Source organism: Asanoa siamensis (assembly GCF_016862555.1).
GTDB lineage: Bacteria > Actinomycetota > Actinomycetes > Mycobacteriales > Micromonosporaceae > Asanoa > Asanoa siamensis.
Map to the genome: position 1 here is coordinate 160,417 of NZ_BONE01000005.1, position 16,739 is coordinate 177,155.

Annotated in this window: 17 protein-coding genes; 6 read left to right on the top strand and 11 right to left on the bottom strand. The window is 71.1% G+C overall.

The annotated features are described in order from the left end of the window. Nucleotides 1–140: 140 nt before the first annotated feature. The 4 genes from yajC to ruvC form a co-directional block, all read right to left on the bottom strand. The gene (gene yajC, locus Asi02nite_RS05290; protein WP_203710990.1) at nucleotides 141–500 is read right to left on the bottom strand and encodes a preprotein translocase subunit YajC; all 360 of its coding nucleotides are present in this window, start codon (nucleotides 498–500) and stop codon (nucleotides 141–143) included. 133 nt (nucleotides 501–633) lie between these two features. Beyond that, on the bottom strand, nucleotides 634–1,698 hold the full coding sequence (ruvB, locus tag Asi02nite_RS05295) for a Holliday junction branch migration DNA helicase RuvB (protein WP_239126491.1): 1,065 nt from the start codon (nucleotides 1,696–1,698) through the stop codon (nucleotides 634–636). Beyond that, nucleotides 1,695–2,294 (bottom strand): Holliday junction branch migration protein RuvA, encoded by a 600-nt coding sequence (gene ruvA / locus Asi02nite_RS05300; RefSeq protein ID WP_203710991.1) that lies wholly within the window; start codon nucleotides 2,292–2,294, stop codon nucleotides 1,695–1,697. The genes ruvB and ruvA overlap by 4 nt, the downstream gene beginning before the upstream one ends. Beyond that, nucleotides 2,291–2,815, bottom strand: coding sequence for a crossover junction endodeoxyribonuclease RuvC (ruvC, locus tag Asi02nite_RS05305; RefSeq protein WP_203710992.1), 525 nt, complete (start codon nucleotides 2,813–2,815; stop codon nucleotides 2,291–2,293). The genes ruvA and ruvC overlap by 4 nt, the downstream gene beginning before the upstream one ends. Before the next feature lie 111 nt (nucleotides 2,816–2,926). Here ruvC and Asi02nite_RS05310 point away from each other — a divergent pair, with 111 nt between their 5' ends. The 3 genes from Asi02nite_RS05310 (at nucleotide 2,927) to Asi02nite_RS05320 (ending at nucleotide 7,213) form a co-directional block, all read left to right on the top strand. Further along, nucleotides 2,927–4,465: a methionine--tRNA ligase gene (locus Asi02nite_RS05310; protein ID WP_203710993.1), complete on the top strand. Its 1,539-nt coding sequence runs from the start codon at nucleotides 2,927–2,929 to the stop codon at nucleotides 4,463–4,465. A 67-nt stretch (nucleotides 4,466–4,532) separates the two neighbouring features. Then, on the top strand, nucleotides 4,533–5,315 hold the full coding sequence (locus Asi02nite_RS05315; protein WP_203710994.1) for a 3-hydroxybutyrate dehydrogenase: 783 nt from the start codon (nucleotides 4,533–4,535) through the stop codon (nucleotides 5,313–5,315). Beyond that, on the top strand, nucleotides 5,300–7,213 hold the full coding sequence (locus Asi02nite_RS05320; protein ID WP_203710995.1) for a helix-turn-helix domain-containing protein: 1,914 nt from the start codon (nucleotides 5,300–5,302) through the stop codon (nucleotides 7,211–7,213). Before Asi02nite_RS05315 ends, Asi02nite_RS05320 begins: the two co-directional genes overlap by 16 nt. A gap of 214 nt (nucleotides 7,214–7,427) precedes the next feature. Here Asi02nite_RS05320 and Asi02nite_RS05325 read toward each other — a convergent pair whose 3' ends face one another. Then, a complete protein-coding gene (locus Asi02nite_RS05325; RefSeq protein ID WP_203710996.1) occupies nucleotides 7,428–8,057 on the bottom strand; it encodes a hypothetical protein in 630 nt (209 codons plus the stop codon). A 172-nt stretch (nucleotides 8,058–8,229) separates the two neighbouring features. Here Asi02nite_RS05325 and Asi02nite_RS05330 point away from each other — a divergent pair, with 172 nt between their 5' ends. Both Asi02nite_RS05330 and Asi02nite_RS05335 read left to right on the top strand, forming a co-directional pair. After that, a complete protein-coding gene (locus Asi02nite_RS05330; protein WP_203710997.1) occupies nucleotides 8,230–9,801 on the top strand; it encodes an MFS transporter in 1,572 nt (523 codons plus the stop codon). Nucleotides 9,802–9,821: 20 nt separating this feature from the next. Next, nucleotides 9,822–10,424, top strand: coding sequence for a TetR/AcrR family transcriptional regulator (locus Asi02nite_RS05335; RefSeq protein ID WP_203710998.1), 603 nt, complete (start codon nucleotides 9,822–9,824; stop codon nucleotides 10,422–10,424). A 121-nt stretch (nucleotides 10,425–10,545) separates the two neighbouring features. Here Asi02nite_RS05335 and Asi02nite_RS05340 read toward each other — a convergent pair whose 3' ends face one another. Further along, nucleotides 10,546–11,574 (bottom strand): aminotransferase class V-fold PLP-dependent enzyme, encoded by a 1,029-nt coding sequence (locus Asi02nite_RS05340; RefSeq protein ID WP_203710999.1) that lies wholly within the window; start codon nucleotides 11,572–11,574, stop codon nucleotides 10,546–10,548. Nucleotides 11,575–11,981: 407 nt separating this feature from the next. Here Asi02nite_RS05340 and Asi02nite_RS42675 point away from each other — a divergent pair, with 407 nt between their 5' ends. Further along, nucleotides 11,982–12,185: a DUF397 domain-containing protein gene (locus tag Asi02nite_RS42675; protein WP_203711000.1), complete on the top strand. Its 204-nt coding sequence runs from the start codon at nucleotides 11,982–11,984 to the stop codon at nucleotides 12,183–12,185. Between the two features lie 62 nt (nucleotides 12,186–12,247). Here Asi02nite_RS42675 and Asi02nite_RS05350 read toward each other — a convergent pair whose 3' ends face one another. From Asi02nite_RS05350 to pdxT, 5 genes are all read right to left on the bottom strand, one after another. Then, nucleotides 12,248–12,835 carry a DUF6082 family protein gene (locus Asi02nite_RS05350; RefSeq protein WP_203711001.1) on the bottom strand — a complete coding sequence of 196 codons (588 nt, stop codon included), beginning with the start codon at nucleotides 12,833–12,835 and terminating at the stop codon, nucleotides 12,248–12,250. Between the two features lie 98 nt (nucleotides 12,836–12,933). Beyond that, complete coding sequence (locus tag Asi02nite_RS05355) at nucleotides 12,934–14,520, bottom strand: alpha-amylase family glycosyl hydrolase (protein ID WP_203711002.1); 1,587 nt, start codon at nucleotides 14,518–14,520, stop codon at nucleotides 12,934–12,936. A gap of 65 nt (nucleotides 14,521–14,585) precedes the next feature. Continuing rightward, on the bottom strand, nucleotides 14,586–14,795 hold the full coding sequence (locus tag Asi02nite_RS05360) for a hypothetical protein (RefSeq protein ID WP_203711003.1): 210 nt from the start codon (nucleotides 14,793–14,795) through the stop codon (nucleotides 14,586–14,588). A 30-nt stretch (nucleotides 14,796–14,825) separates the two neighbouring features. Then, on the bottom strand, nucleotides 14,826–15,578 hold the full coding sequence (locus Asi02nite_RS05365) for a YebC/PmpR family DNA-binding transcriptional regulator (protein WP_203711004.1): 753 nt from the start codon (nucleotides 15,576–15,578) through the stop codon (nucleotides 14,826–14,828). A 318-nt stretch (nucleotides 15,579–15,896) separates the two neighbouring features. Then, a complete protein-coding gene (pdxT, locus tag Asi02nite_RS05370) occupies nucleotides 15,897–16,517 on the bottom strand; it encodes a pyridoxal 5'-phosphate synthase glutaminase subunit PdxT (protein ID WP_373312158.1) in 621 nt (206 codons plus the stop codon). Between the last annotated feature and the right edge of the window lie 222 nt (nucleotides 16,518–16,739).

The following is a 16,739-nucleotide window of genomic DNA, read 5'->3' on the forward strand; positions in this document are numbered from 1 at the left end:
GGGACGCCGGCTCTGCGGGGACGGAGCCAGCGCGATTATCCATCAAAGTCGATCGAGCCGGGGGGCCCGTTCGTCGTCGGACGCAAGGTTATGCCGGGGTCGCTGTGAGGCACCTGTCGACCCCGGGCATCAACCTGCGGTCAGTCCTTGGCGGGCTCGACCGGCGACTTGATCGTCTCCACCTCGGGAGCCTCCGCCGGCTCCGGCACCTCGTTCTTGGCGCTGATCACCCGGGCGACGGCCTGGCGGGCGTAGCGGACGTGCACACCGGGGGCGGCCTCGAGGGTGACGGTCTCGGTGTCGGTCTCGACGACGGTGCCGTACAGCCCGCCGATCGTGACGACCTCGGAGCCCGCGCCGAGGGTGGACTGCATCTGCTGGGCTTCGCGGCGCCGCTTCTGCTGGGGGCGGATCATCATGAAGTACATGACCCCGAACAGCAGAACGATCATGAGGAGCGGCAGGAACCCGCCGCCGCCAGAGCTTTGTGCTGCGAGCACGGTGAAAACCTCCATTGGCCGTCGCTGGACGTGGGGGTCGCCCGGCGCAGGCAGAAATGTCGTCCCATACGGACCGCGGCGAGTCTAGTCGGTCTGGCTGGGAACGCCGAATGCCGCGCTGATCACTTTCGGATCACGGAAAACGACGGTCGGCGGAGAAAAGATCGGCTGGCGGATTTTGTCCGGTAGGCCGGGCGCCGGCGGGGGCCGCCGGCGGGTTCCGGCCCAGGTGAAGCCAGGCGGCGTCGGTGGCGACCCGCCCGCGCGGGGTGCGGGCCAGCAGCCCGGCCCGGACCAGGAACGGCTCGCACACCTCCTCGACGGTGTCGGGCTGCTCCCCCACCGCCACGGCCAGCGTCGAGAGGCCCACGGGACCGCCCTTGAACGAGTCGACCAGGGCGGTCAGCACGGCCCGGTCGAGCCGGTCGAGGCCCAGGGCATCCACGTCGTACACCCGCAGGGCCTCGCGGGCGGTCTCGAGCGTGACCGTGCCGTCGCCGCGGACCTCCGCGTAGTCGCGCACCCGGCGCAGCAGCCGGTTGGCGATCCGGGGTGTGCCCCGCGACCGCCCGGCGATCTCGGTCGCGCCGTCCTCGGTGATCGGCACGCCCAGGATCCGCGCGGACCGGTGCAGCAGCAGGTCCAGGTCCTCGACGGAGTAGAAGTCGAGGTGGGCGACGAAGCCGAAGCGGTCGCGCATCGGCCCGGTCAGCAGCCCGGACCGGGTGGTCGCGCCGACCAGCGTGAACGGCTCGACGTCGAGCGGGATCGCGGTGGCGCCAGGCCCCTTGCCGACCACGACGTCGACCCGGAAGTCCTCCATCGCGGAGTAGAGCAGCTCCTCTGCCGGCTTCGCGATGCGGTGGATCTCGTCGATGAACAGCACGTCGCCGACGGCCAGGCTGGTCAGGATCGCGGCCAGGTCACCGGAGCGCTCGATCGCCGGCCCACTGGTCACCCTGATCCCACTGCCGAGCTCGGCCGCCACGATGTTGGCCAGGGTCGTCTTACCCAAGCCAGGAGGCCCCGACAGCAGGATGTGGTCGGGCGGCGTGCCGCGGCCCATGGCACCCTTCAGCAGCAGGTCGAGCTGGTCGCGGACGCGGTGCTGGGCGATGAACTCGGCCAGGCGCTTCGGGCGTACGGTCGCCTCGGCGTCCTGCTCGCCCTCCGCGACGAAGGCGGAGATCTCGCTCATCGGCCGCGACCGAGGAGCTGGATCGCCATCTTGAGCAGCATCGGCACGGGCTCGGTGCCGGTCGCCTTCTCGGCCACCGCGGTCACCGCCTGGTCGGCCTGCGCCGCCGTCCACCCGAGACCGACGAGGCCCTGGCGGACCTGCTCGTGCCAGACCGCACCGACCACACCGGTCGCACCGTCGGCGCCGACCGCGATCGGGCCGATCCGGTCGCGCAGCTCCAGCACCAGGCGCTCGGCGCCCTTCTTGCCGATGCCGGGCACCTGGGTCAGCGTGGTCGTGTCGGCGTTGGCGATCGCCTTGCGGACGACGTCCGGGTGGTGCACCGCGAGCACGGCCTGCGCCAGCCGGGGGCCGACGCCGCTCGCGGTCTGCAGCAGCTCGAAGAGCTGCTTCTCGTCGTCGCTGGCGAAGCCGTAGAGGGTCAGCGAGTCTTCCCGCACGATCAGGCTCGTGGCCAGCCGCGCGGGCTGGCCCTGGCGCAGGCCGGCGAGGGTGCCGGGTGCACAGTGCACGGCCAGGCCGACACCGCCGACCTCGATGACCGCGCCGTCCGGCGACACCGCGGCGACGACGCCGCTCACGCTGGCGATCACCTTCGACCTGCCCTTCTGACGGCCGCGGCCGCCTCGATCTTCGCCTTGGTGCCGCCCCGCCAGACGTGGCAGATCGCCAGCGCCAGCGCGTCGGCCGCGTCCGCCGGCTTCGGCGGGGCGTCGAGCCGCAGCAGCCGGGTCACCATCGAGGTGACCTGCGCCTTGTCGGCCTGGCCGGAGCCGGTGACGGCGGCCTTGACCTCGCTCGGCGTGTAGGTCGACACGGGCAGCCCGGCCCGCGCGCCGGCCAGCACCGCCACGGCGCTGGCCTGGGCGGTGCCCATCACCGTACGCACGTTGTGCTGGCTGAACACCCGCTCGACGGCGACGCTGCTCGGCTGGTGCTCCGCCACGAGATCGGCCAGCGAGCGGTCGAGGTGCAGCAGGCGCAGCGCGAGGTCGTCGGCCGGGTCGGTGTAGACGACGTAGTAGGCGACCAATGTGCACGGTCGACCCGGCACACCCTCGACCACGCCGACGCCGCACCGCGTCAGCCCCGGATCGACGCCGAGCACCCGCACGCCACCCTCCCCTGTACGTGTGTTCGACACCTTACGGGTCGCCGCGGGGCCGGCGAGGGCGGACACACCGGTGCCCGATAACCGGTGGCGGGGCTCACTAGCGTGAAAAGCATGGCGGGCACCGGATTCATTTCGACGACGATTCCCTACGTCAATGCGCGGCCGCATCTCGGTCACGCGCTCGAGTTCGTCGAGACCGACGCGTACGCCCGATTCATGCGCACCCGACTCGACGAGGTCTTCTTCCTGACCGGGTCCGACGAGAACGCGCTCAAGAATGTGCTGGCCGCAGAGACCGCGGGCATTCCCACCGCCGATCTGGTGGCCCGCAACGCGGGTGCCTTCCAGGACCTGCTGGCGGCGCTGGGCTGCACGCCCGACCACTTCGTCCGCACCAGCGTCGACCCGCTGCACCGGGCCGGCGCCACCGAGATCTGGCAGCGGATGGCGGCGGCCGGCGACCTCTACCCGCGGGCCTACGAGGGGCTCTACTGCGTGGGCTGCGAGCAGTTCTACGAGCCGGCCGAGCTCGTCGACGGGGTCTGTCCGGAACACCAGACCGAGCCTGAGCGCGTACGCGAGGAGAACTGGTTCTTCCGACTGTCCCGTTATCAGGACGACCTGCTCAAATGCCTTGAGTCGGGCGAGCTGGTCATCCACCCCGAGACGCGGCGCAACGAGGTCATCTCGTTCGTCCGCGCCGGGCTGCAGGACATCAGCGTGTCGCGGTCGGCACGGCGGGCCCGCGGGTGGGGCATTCCCGTGCCGGGCGACGACAGCCAGGTCATGTACGTGTGGATCGACGCGCTGACCAACTACGTCAACGCGCTCGGGTGGACCGCCGGCTCACCGCGATACCAGGCGTACTGGGCCGGGGCGGCGCGCCGCGTACACGTGCTGGGCAAGGGCGTGATCCGGTTCCACGCCGTCTACTGGCCGGCGATGCTGCTCTCCGCCGGGCTGCCGCTGCCGACCGACCTGGTGGTGCACGGCTACGTCACCGCCGGCGGGCGCAAGGTGGGCAAGAGCCTCGGCAACGCGGTCGACCCGGTCTCGCTGATCAGTGCCTATGGTGCGCGCGCTGTCCGATATGCACTGCTCGCCACCTTCGCGCCGTTCGGTGACGGCGACGTCACCGCCGAGCGGATCGTCTCCGCCTACAACCACGACCTCGCCAACGGGCTCGGCAACCTGGTCAACCGGGTGACCAGCATGATCGGGCGCTACCGGGACGGTCTCGTGCCGGCGGGCGCGGCCGACGGTGGGCTCGGCGGCGCGGTCGCCGACACGCTGCGTGACTTCGCCGAGGCGTTCGCGGGCTTCGACCACCGGACCGCGGTCCAGCACCTGACCGGCCTGGTCGGGCGGACCAACGCGTACGTGGACGAGCACGCGCCGTGGCACCTCGCGAAGGATCCGGCGGCGGCCGACCGGCTCGACACCTGCCTGCTGCACACCGCGGCTGCCATCCGGGCCGTCGCCACGCTGCTGCGCCCCGTCCTGCCCGACGCCGCCACGGAGATCCTCGCCGCGCTCGGCCAGCCGGCCGACGTCGAGGTCACCGCCGGCACCTGGCTCGCCGGGATGACCGGCGCGCGGGTCGAGAAGCCGGCCGCGATCTTCCCGCGCATCGACGTCCCTGCCACATAACTCCCCGGGGCAGTGTGTGGCGGCACGCCATGGGCCGGCCCTCGCGAGGCTCGTACATTCATGCGCCATGGCGGCAGATCGGGTGGCTGACCACCACGTCGTACGGCTGGACCTCACCGGGCGCACCGCGCTGGTCACCGGCGGCGGCAGCGGCATCGGGCGGGCCTGCGCGGCCCGGCTCGCCGCGGCCGGCGCCAAGGTGGTGGTCGTCGACCGCAACGGCGCGGCCGCGAAAGAGGTGGCCGCGTCGATCGGCGGTGTCGCGGTCGAGGTCGACCTGACCGACACGGACGCGCTCGACCAGGTGGACGCCGACGTCGACGTGCTGGTCAACAACGCCGGGTTCCAGCACGTCGCGCCGCTGGCGGAGTTCCCGCCGGACACGTTCGCGGCGCTGCAGCGGGTCATGGTGGAGGCGCCGTTCCGGCTGGTCCGGCGGGCGTTGCCGCACATGTACGCGCGCGGCTGGGGGCGGGTCATCACGATCTCGTCGGTACACGGGCTGCGCGCCTCGCCGTACAAGTCCGCTTATGTCACGGCAAAACATGGCGTGGAGGGGTTGTCCAAGGTGATCGCCCTGGAGGGCGCGCCGCACGGGGTCACCGCCAACTGCATCAACCCGGGGTACGTGCGTACACCGCTGGTCGAGGGCCAGATCGCCGACCAGGCCCGCACCCACGGCATCCCCGAGACCGAGGTGCTCTCGACGATCCTGCTGGCCCGGTCGGCGCTCAAGCGCCTCGTCGAGCCGGACGAGGTCGCGGAGCTGCTCGCCTACCTGTGCACCCCCGAGGCGTCGTTCATCACCGGGGCCTCTATCGCCATGGACGGGGGATGGACGGCAAGCTGATGGTCATGACGGCGGAGTTTCTCGAACTGCTGGCGCGGGAGGCCGCGGCGGTCGAGTTCGAGGGTCCGCTGCTGGCCGCCCGCGCCGCGGGTCTGCCGCCCGCGGAGGTGGCCGAGCTCGAGCGGGCCAAGCTGGCCGCGCTGCGGGTGCGCTCGCTGCTGGAACGGCGGCGGCAGCGCGAGGTGGAGCTCTCGGGCCTGGTAGACACAGCCGCCGACCTCGCGGGGCTGCGGGACGTCGACGACGTGCTGCGGGCGATCGTGCACCGGGCCCGCACGCTGCTCGGCGCCGACGTGGCCTACCTGACCCTCAACGACGACGACCGCGGCGACATCTACATGCGGGTCACCGACGGTTCGGTGTCGGCCCGCTTCCAGCGGTTGCGGCTCCCCCTCGGCGCCGGCCTCGGCGGTCTGGTGGCGCAGACGGGGACGCCCTACGTGACGGCGGACTACCACGCCGACGAGCGGTTCCGGCACACCGGTGAGATCGACTCCGGCGTACGCGAGGAGGGGTTGGTCGCCATCCTCGGCGTACCCCTGCGGCTCGGTTCGTCGTCGTTGGGTGTGTTGTACGCCGCGAACCGCTCGGCGCGCCCGTTCGCGCGCGAGGAGGTGGCGCTGCTCGGCTCGCTGGCGGCGCACGCGGCGGTGGCCCTGGACACGGCGCGGTTGTTGACCGAGACCCGGGTCGCGCTCTCCGAGCTGTCGGCGGCGAACGCGACGATCCAGGCGCACAGCAGCTCGGTCGAGCGCGCGGCGTCGGCGCACGACCGGATGACGGCGCTGGTGCTGCGCGGTGGCGGGGTCGAGGACGTGGTCGCCGCGGTGACCGACGTGCTCGGCGGGGCGCTGCTGGCGTTGGACGCCGACGGCCGGGAGCTGGCCCGGGTAGGCGCGCTCGACGAGCCCGACCGCACGACGCTGGCCGAGGCGGTCGCGGCGTCCCGCGCGGAGCGGCGCTCGGTGCGCCGGGGCGACAGCTGGTACGCGGCGGTGGTCGCGGGCACGGAGGACCTGGGCGCGCTGGTGCTCCGGCCGACGGCGGAGCTGGTCGACGCGGACCAGCGGATCCTCGAACGCGCGGCGCTGGTGACGGCGCTGCTGCTGCTGTTCCGGCGGACGGTGTCCGAGGCGGAGGGCCGGGTCCGCGGGGAGCTGCTCGACGAGCTGGTGTCCCGCCCGGTCCGGGACGCGGAGTCGCTGCGCTCCCGCGCGCGCCGGCTCGGGGTGGACCTCGACGCACCGCAGGTGCTGGTCGCGGTCGGCGACGACACGACGGGGCGGCAGCGGGTGCTGTCGTGGGCCACGTCCTACGCGTTGTCGCGGGGTGGGCTGGCGGCTTCGCGGGACGGTCGGGTGCTGCTGATGCTGCCGGGCACCGACCCGGGCGCGGCGGCGCGCCTGGTCGCGAAGGACGCGGCCCGGGTGTCGGGCCGGCCGATGACCGCGGGCGCCGGCGGTCCGTCGTCGGGACCAGGTTCCTTGGGCGCCGCGTACGCGGAGGCGGACCGGTGCCTGTCGGCCTTGACCGCGCTGGGCCGCGTCGGCGAGGGGGCGGGGGCGGCGGAGCTGGGCTTCGTGGGGCTGCTCCTGGGCACGACGGGTGCGTCGGGTTCGACGGAGGTGGGCCGCTTCATCGCGGCGGCGATCGGCCCGGTGGTGGACTACGACGTCCGCCGGGGCACGGCGCTGGTCCGCACACTGGAGGCGTACTTCGGGGTGGGCGGCGGGCTCGCGAAGGCGGCGGAACTACTCCATGTGCATGTCAACACGGTCACCCAACGCCTGGAACGCGTGGGCCAGCTGATAGGCACGGACTGGCAACAGCCGGAGCGGGCGCTCGAGGTCCAGCTGGCCCTACGCCTGCACCGCCTGCGCACGGGCCCTTCGGCCTGAACGGCCCCGGCACAAGTCCGGATCTCGTCGGCTGTAATCGCCTCGATCACGTCTGTCGTGCCGGCGCCTGCGTGCCGCGGACGGGGAGTCCGGCGGGAGCGACGGTCCGGACCACCGCGGACCCGGGACATCCGGTCCTTGTTCGCGATCTTGGTCGTGGCGTTGCTCTTTATCCGTAAGGCGCGGCACACCCCCTTGAGCGTCCTAGGATGAGTCAGATCTGGTTGGTGGCGCGGAGGTTTGTCAGGGCCGCCAACGCCAGGATCACCGCGATCACCGCCGCCACGCGCTTGCGGCGGCGTTGGGCCACGTAGGCGTGCCACCAGGCGATCGCCGCCTCCGCGATCGGGGCCGGTGGGTGGCGGAGCGGGCTCAGGAACCTCGCCTGGCGCAGGCCCACGCTGCTGCGGCCCGGGCCCGTGCGCCGGTAGCGCGCCAGCCCCGCGCTCGCCGTCGGCTTTCCCGCGAACGGTGCCGGCGGTGGAAGGGCCGGGGTCGGGGCCTCGCCGGCCGGGTCCGCGCGCAGGACCACCATCTCGACCTCGTAGATCTGCTCCGCCCGCCACCGCCGCGCGCGGTTGGTCAGCACCTCGTGCAGGTAGTCCTCGGCGGCCGCCGGGCGGCCGAACCACCTCGCCAGCAACTCCAGGCGGCGCCAGCGGGCGGCCACGTCGGCCAACACCTCCGGGTAGATCTCCTCCGCCCGCCACGCGTCGCCGGCCAGGCGGGCCGACTCGAGGCGGAGTGCGGCCAGGTGGCGGTCGACGAACGTCACGTAGCCGTCCGGTGCCTCGGGAGGCATCTTCGGCAGCAGGTCCACCATCGCGCCCTCCTCCCCGCGCATCCATCACCATCATCGCCGCCCTGACGTGGCCCGCAACCCCCTCTGGTGACGGCACTCACAATTTGATACGAGACGGTTCCGTATCGGTTCCGGCGGCACTAGCGTTCCCAGGCGATACGAACCTGTGCCGTTTCGTAACTGCACTTCAAAGAACTATCGGGGGGAGACGGACGTGGAGCAAACCTCCAACACCGGGCATCCGAGGCGCTGGGCGATCCTCGCCGTCCTGGTCGTGAGCCTGCTCGTCGTCGTGCTGGACAACACGGTCCTCAACGTCGCCCTGCGTACCCTCGCCGACCCGGTCCACGGCCTCGGCACCACGCAGAGTGAACTCGAATGGGCCATCAACTCGTACACGCTGGTCTTCGCGGGTCTGCTGTTCTCGTTCGGCGTGCTCGGTGACCGCTTCGGGCGCAAGCGGTTCCTGATGATCGGCCTCGCGCTCTTCGGCCTGGCGTCGCTGCTCTCGGCGTACGCGCAGAATCCCGGACAGCTCATCGGCGCCCGCGCGCTGATGGGTCTCGGTGGAGCGGCGATCATGCCGGTGACGCTCTCCATCATCTCCAACGTGTTCGACCCGCGCGAGCGCGGCAAGGCGATCGGCGTCTGGTCCGGCGCGGTCGGCCTCGCCATCGCGATCGGCCCGATCCTCGGCGGCGCGCTGCTCGAGCACTTCTGGTGGGGCTCGGTCTTCCTGATCAACGTGCCCGTGGTGATCGTCGGCCTGGTCGCCGTCGCGATCCTCGTGCCCGAGTCGCGCAACCCGCGCCCCGGCCGCATCGACATCGTGGGCGTGCTGCTCTCGGTGGTCGGCCTCGTCGGCCTGGTCTACGGCATCATCAAGGGCGGCGAGGACGGCTTCGGCAACACGGAGGTGCTGCTCACGGGCGGCGGCGGGCTCGTCGTTCTGGCGGCATTCGTCTGGTACGAGTCGCGGATCTCGTTCCCGTCGCTGGACGTACGCCTGTTCAAGCTCCCCCGGTTCTCGGCACCGATCGCCGCGATCGGCCTGACGTTCTTCGCCTCGATGGGCGTGTTCTTCTTCAGCTCGTTCTACCTGCAACTGGTGCGTGACTACTCGCCGCTGCAGACGGGCCTGCTGTTCCTGCCGTTCGCGATCGCCCAGCTCATCTTCGCGCCGCGCAGCCACGCGATGGTGCAGCGGTTCGGCGCGAAGGCGGTCACGGCGACGGGGCTGTCGCTGGTCACGCTCTCGCTGATCGGCTTCGTCTTCGTGGACGCGAAGACGTCGGTCTGGTTCCTGCTGCTGGACTTCTTCGTCCAGGGCGTCGGCATGGCCAACATCATGGCGCCGGCCACCGAGTCGATCATGTCGGCGCTCCCCCGGGAGAAGGCCGGCGTGGGTTCGGCGGTCAGCAACACGATCCGGCAGGTGGCCAGCGCGCTCGGCATCGCGATCCTGGGCTCGATCCTCGCGGCCGTCTACCGCGGCCAGATCGAGCCGACCACGACCGCGCTGCCAGGCCCGATCCAGGAGGTGGCCAACGAGTCGATCTCCGGCGCGTACGGCGTGGCGTCCCGGGCGGGCCAGGCCGGCGGCGGCCTGATCTCGGCGGCCAACGACGCCTTCATGACCGCCATGCACTGGGCGGCCGGCGCGGGCGCGGTCATCCTCGGCCTCGGCATCCTCGCCGCGCTGATCTGGATGCCGGGCCGCCGGGCGGGTGCCGACCACGTGCAGCCGGTCGAGGCGGCAGCCGAAGAGTTGGCGACCGCCGGCTGACGTCAGGGAGAATGGTTCTCATGCCAGCTCTCGAGGATGCTCCGCGGGCCCCTGGGCGCCCGCGGAGCGTCCGCGTCGACGAGGCCATCGTCTCGGCCACCCTCGACCTGCTCGCCGAGGGGACGACCGTCGACGTGCTCTCGATCGAGGCGATCGCGTCCCGCGCCGGGGTGGGCAAGGCGACGATCTACCGGCGCTGGCCGGGCAAGGAGGCCCTCCTCCACGACGCCCTGGCCACGCTGAAGCTGCCGGGCCCGGAGCTGGCGGGCGAGTCGGTCCGCGACGACCTGATCGCGCTGCTCTCCCAGGTCGGCCCGACGGGCCACGACCCGCGCTTCCCCAAGATCCTGCCGTGCATCCTGCCGCACCTGAGCCGGAGCCCGGAGCACTACCAGGCCTACCAGGACATCATCGAGCCGCGCCGCAACCGGGTCCGCCAGGTGCTGCGCCGCGGCGTCGCGAACGGCGAGCTCCGCGCGGACCTGGACATCGAGCTGACGATGGCGGTCCTGATCGGCCCGATCCTGATGCAGCGGGTGGTGCGCTGGCACCCGGACCTCGACGCCGACAAGATGCCGGAACAGGTGGTCGACCTCCTGATGGCGGGCATCGCGCCGCACTAGGCGTTCTGGTCTTGGCCAGGCCCACGGCGGACCTGGCAGCGCAGCGAAGCGGAGCGGTCCCTCGCGGGAGGAACGGCCTGGACCACCGCGCACCCGAGCATGGATCGACTTCAAGAATTGCCTAGCTCGCCAACGCTTCAAGGGCGAGGTCGACATCGGCCTCAGTGGAATAGACGTGGAAGCTCGCGCGCACCCGCCCGGCCCGCACCGCGGCGCGGACGCCGGCACGGTCCAGTTTGGCCTTCGCGTCGGGCACGTCGACGGTGACGATCGCGCTGCCCGCCGGCGGACGCCCCAGCCCGGCCAGGAAGCGGTCGGCCAGCCGCAGGTTGTGGTCGCGGATCGCGGCCACGCCGATCTCCTCGATCAGCTCCAACGCGGGCGCGGACCCGACGAAGCTGTGCCAGGCGGGCGAGATGTCGAACCGCCGGCCGTCCTCCGCGAGCCGCAGCGGCATCCCGTAGTAGGAGGTGTGCACGTCGGCACCCGCGTACCACCCGGCCGCCGAGGGGGTCATCCGCTCGCGCAAGGCGGGCGAGTAGTAGGCGTACGCGGTGCCGCGCGGCCCCATCAGCCATTTGTAGCCGCCGGTCAGCACGGCATCGGCGAGCGCGCCGTCGAACGGCCACCACCCGCAACCTTGGGTGGCATCGACGACGACCAGGGCCCCGACGGCCCGAGCGGCGGCGACGATCTCCTCGTAGGCCGCGATCTCCCCGTCGGCCGACTGCACCAGGCTGAAGGCCACCACACCGGTGCCGGGCCCGACGGCCTCGGCCAGCTTGTCGACGGGCACCGCGACCACGTCGAGCCCGTGCGCGGCCCACGGGAACACGATGGAGGTGAAGTCGACATCGGCGACGACGACCCGGGTGCCCGCGGGCATCGCGGCGGCGACGGGTGCGACGAGCTGCGAGACGGCACTACCGACGGAGACGTCGGCGAGCGGCACACCGATCATGCGCGCGTACGCGGCCCGGCACCGCTGGGTGGCCTCGTCCCAGGGCTCCCAGGAGGTACGCCCGACGCGCCAGTCGTCGAGGGCGGCCTGCAACGCGTCCCAGGCGGGCTTGGGCGGCAGGCCGTAGCTCGCGGTGTTGAGCCAACCGGGGACGGGCTCCCAGAGCTTCTGCGCAGCAGCAAGATCCATGCCTGACGACGCTATCGGTGGATGCGCCGCCCTACAGCGTCCAATTCAGGATCGCTGGCCGGCAGTTGGCTCGCCACCACCTGCATTCACGATGCGCTGGTCACGCGAAAGGGGCTCGTGGGGAACGACTCACCCGTTCGTCCCGATAACGGGGGACTGCGTGTCCATCGTGGACGTGACATACTCTCCCGCGCGGCCTGGCCGAACCCCCTGACGCCAGGCACTTTCGGGGCGCATTCCACACCAGAAAAGGTTTCGATTCCGGGTCAGAAAGTGGCCCGGCCGAAATCATGTCAGCGCGCACCGATGCCCACTGCTTCCGGCAGGAACACGCCGCGTTGGCTCGAACACCCTGGTGCGGATTGCGGGTATCACTGTACGAGCCAGTCAGCGCAACCGGAGGCAATATGAACAACGCACATTTCGGATGGTCCCGCGCCACCCGGTGCAATATCGATCAATGCGTCGAGGTTTCGGTCAGGCCTGGAACGACTCTGATGCGCGACAGCAAGAGCGGCGATCAGTCCGCCGTCCTCACGTTTTCCGCCGACAGTTGGCGCGACTTCATCGACGACGCCAAGGCAGGCCTTTTTGACGTAGGCGGGCGATAAGAGGTTTCATGCGCGATCGGCTCGCGGAGGATCGGGCACTCGCCCGTAACGAGCCCCGACACTCACCGCTCCGCGGGCTGGTCTCGCACCCGTGCCAGGTGGTACTGGGCGTCCACCATCTGCGCGAACGTGGTCGCCTCCGCCGAGAACGTGTCAGCCAGATAAGCGTGCCGCGCCTTCTCCCACCACGATCGTGTTCGCGCGGTTCGAAAGATCGCCGGGCCGGCCCTGACCAACTCGAGATCGGTGATCGCACCGACCGCGTGCGCCATCTTCATGTAAGAGAAGATCAGGCTGAGGTACGCGGCCTCGCGCATCTCCTCGTCGCCACCTGAACGATCGAATCCCCACAGCGCCAACAGCTCCGGCTCGTCAAATGCGATCTGGATGAGTTGGCCGCGAATGCTGCGGACGGCTTCGAACTTGGCGACCTCGGCCTGGCGCGTCTGCAGTCTGATCGACGACCAGACGCCGAGCAACGCCACCGCCGACAACAACGCGCTGACCGTTCCGAACGCCTGGCCGACATCGCTCAGTGCTTTCCATTGTCGCGCACTTCCGGCGGCACCGAATGCCGTGCCGAGGCCGAGCCCCAGCGCCAGGACACACAGCGACGTGAACCACGACAAACGCCAGGCCGGTCGCCGCATGACAGCACTCCCGTCAACCCCGCTCCACTACGCGGTGTTTCCATAGGAGCACCCCTTGTCAATGCCGAACGCATTCGGCGACAGGCGGCTCGACCGGTTCAGAGGGCGTAGATGCCGTAGCCGAAGCCGTCGATCTTCACTTCGGATTCCGCCAGGCGGGCGCCGTGCACTTCCAACGCCCGAACCCCCTCGCCGACCAACCCCGCCGGCAGCGGTGCCGCCGCCGGCGCCCGGCGCGGGTTCACCGCCACCAGGTGCGTGCCCCCGCGGGTATAGACGAACGGATACCCCGCGTGCAGCACCTCCACCGGCGCCGCGCTGCCGAGCGACGGCGTCGACCGGCGCAATGCGATCAGCCGCCGGACCAAACTCAGCAGCGAGCCCTCGTCGTCACGCTGGGCCGCGACCGTCGGCCGCGCCGGGTCGGGGTCGATCGGCAGATAGAGCTGATCCGCCGGCGCCGTCGAGAAGCCCGCGTTGCGCGAGCCGTCCCACTGCATCGGCGTACGCGATCCCGTCCGATTGTTCAGCGGCGAGAGCATGCTGCCCTCTTTGTCGGGCATGTCTGGCACGTACCGCATGCCGATCTCGTCGCCGTAGTAGATCGTCGGCAGGGTCGGCCAGGTCATCAGGAACGCGTACGCGGCGCCCACGTGCTCGTGTGAGCGCGAGCCCGCGACCAGCCGCGCGTAGTCGTGGTTCGACGTCGGCAGCGCGATCTGGCCGTTGCCCGCGATCGTCTCGGTCGCGTGCTGCCACTGGCTGACGAAGTCGGCGATGCCGCCGAGCCCCTCGGCGTCGAAGAACGCTGGCTCGGCCGGCCACGACGGGTCGGCGGTGCCGATGCCGAGGTGCCACAGCGAGAGCAGCGCGTTGCCGCGGAAGTGCAGGAAGAAATCGGCGTGGAAGCCGGCCGGCACCGCCACCGCCGGGTCGCCCCACTCGGGGATGAGGACGTTCTCGGGGTACGCCCGGTCGATCCAGGTGCGCATCTCGCCCCAGAGCTTGCCCGTCTCGACGTACCCGGGATCGTCCTTGACCAACGACGACGCCATGTCGACCCGGAATCCGCTCACGCCGCGGTCGAACCAGAAGGCCATGATCTCGCGCAACGCCTCGCGGTTGGCGCGCGGCCCGGGCGCGTCGACCGACTGCCGCCACGGCTCGCGCGCGTCGTCGCGGGCGTACCCGAAGTTGAGCGCCGGCTGGCACGGATAGAAGTTGAGCATGAAGTAGCCGCCGCACCGCCCGGGCGCCGGCGCCCACGCCCCGGCCGGCGCGCCGACCTTGGGCGACCAGATGTAGCGGTCGTCGTCGGGGTCGTCGGCCCACGCCCGGAACCACGGGTGCTGGTCGGAGGTGTGCCCGGCGACGAGGTCGAGCATGACCCGGATGCCCCGGCGCCGCGCGGCCTCGGTCACGGCGACGAGATCGTCGTTGGTGCCGTAGCGCGGCGCGACCGAGAGGTAGTCGCTCACGTCATAACCGGCATCCGCGAACGGCGACGTGAACAGCGGGCTGAACCACACGGTGTCGACGCCCAGCCACTGCAGGTAGTCGAGCCGCTCCAGCACGCCACCGAGATCCCCGATCCCGTCACCGTCGGAGTCGGCGAAGCTCTGCGGATAGATCTGGTACAGGACGGCGTCGGCCAGCCAGGCGGGTGCGGTACGCGGCTCGTTCACACCTTCACGTTACCGGCGCGCCCCGCCACCCGCGGCTCCGGCCATTGTGGACACCCGCGACAGGATCACGACTCGTCCTCGGCCGGACCCCGGCTCGCCCAGATGGCGCCCTCGACGCGCAGCAGCAACCCCGCGACGACGAGGATGCCGCCGACCATGATCCCGCGCCCGTCGCCGAAGGCCCTGCTGAACTCGGTCAGCACGACGACCACGCCGGCCGCCGCGACCACCGTGCCGACCACACCGGTGATACGCCCGGGCCGCCCGTCGTCCATGGGCGGCACTATAGGCGCTGCGACCGCCCCTCAGGCATCGATGAGCTGCATGACCTCGTCGGACACGTCGAAGTTGGCGTAGACGTTCTGGACGTCGTCGCAGTCCTCGAGCACGTCGATCAGCTTGAAGATCTTGCGGGCGCCCTCTTCGTCGAGCGGCACGTTGACGCTCGGGACCAGCGACGACTCGGCCGACTCGTAGTCGATGCCCGCGTCCTGCAGTGCCGTCCGCACCGGGACCAGATCGGTCGGCTCGGAGACCACCTCGTACGCCTCGCCCAGGTCGTTGACCTCCTCGGCCCCCGCGTCGAGGACCGCGAGCAGCACGTCGTCCTCGGACAGGCCGGCCTTCGGCACGATCACGACGCCCTTGCGGGTGAACATGTAGGAGACCGACCCGGCGTCCGCGAACGAGCCGCCGTTGCGGGTCAACGCGGTCCGCACCTCGGTCGCCGCGCGGTTGCGGTTGTCGGTCAGACACTCGATCAGCAGCGCGACACCGTTGGGGCCGTAGCCCTCGTACATGATCGTCTGGTAGTCGGCCCCACCGGCCTCGAGCCCCGACCCCCGCTTGACCGCACGATCGATGTTGTCGTTGGGCACGGAGCTCTTCTTCGCCTTCTGAATGGCGTCGTAAAGCGTGGGGTTACCGGCCGGATCGCCACCACCGGTCCGCGCCGCGACCTCGACATTCTTGATCAGCTTGGCGAACATCTTGCCGCGCTTGGCGTCGATGACGGCTTTCTTGTGCTTGGTCGTCGCCCACTTTGAGTGGCCGGACATGGATGACCTCCGAAATAACCCCAGGTTGGGCAGCGGAAACGGGCGGACGGGGCTGCCCAAGCCACCAAGTCTACCGAGGAGAGTGGCCCGGGCCTCAGCCAGGGATGATCCACTCCACGAACCGCCCGAGACGGACAGTAGTGCAACGCGTCACACCAAGCCGGCATTCCCGACCCAGGAACAAACCAAGATCGATGTCCCGGGCCCGCCGTGGGCACGACCGCCGCTCCCGCCGGACACCGGTCCGGGCCCAGAGGGCCCTCCCCTGCCACCTCCGCGCGGGGTAACGCTCAAGGCCCCGCGCGAGCCGGGATGGGGTCAGCGGGACTCGCGGACCATTCGCACGAAGAGGTCGTGGAGGCGGAGGTCGCCCGTGAGTTCCGGGTGGAACGAGGTTGCCAGGGCCGCGCCCTGGCGGACCGCGACTGCGTGGGGGGCCGTGGTGCCGTCGGCGCCTGTGCGGGTGATCGAGCCCAGGACCGTGACGCCCGGGTCGACCGATTCCACCCACGGGGCGCGGATGAAGACCGCGTGGTACGGCTCGTCGGACAAGCCCGACACCGCGACCGGTGCCTCGAACGAGTCGACCTGCCGCCCGAAGGCGTTGCGGCGCACCGTCATCGAGATCGCGCCGAAGCTGCGTTGGTCGGGGCGGCCGTCCAGGACCGTGGAGGCCAGCATGATCATGCCCGCGCACGAGCCGTAGACGGGCATGCCGTCGGCCAGGCGTTTGGCGATCGGGTCGTACAGGCCGAACTCGATCGCCAGCTTGCTCATCGTCGTCGACTCGCCGCCCGGGATGATCAGGCCGTCGACGTCGTCGAGCTCCGCCGGCCGGCGGATCGGCCGGGCGACGGCGCCGCAGGCCGTCAGGGCGTGCGCGTGCTCACGGACGTCGCCCTGCAGGGCGAACACGCCGATCACCGGACCACCCGTCACGCTCATACCTCGCTTCGCTCGCACATTCCGAACCTGAACCGCCGCGGAGGGCGGCCACCCGCGGAACCGACCGACCACGTCCCCGGCGCACCGCCCAGATACGGACGACGGACCACCAACCGACCCGACCGCCGACCCGCTCGACCCGCCGCGTTCCGGCGCGACCGGGCGAGACGACCGCCGGTCGCGGCCGGACCAGCAGTCACGGCCGGACCGACGTCA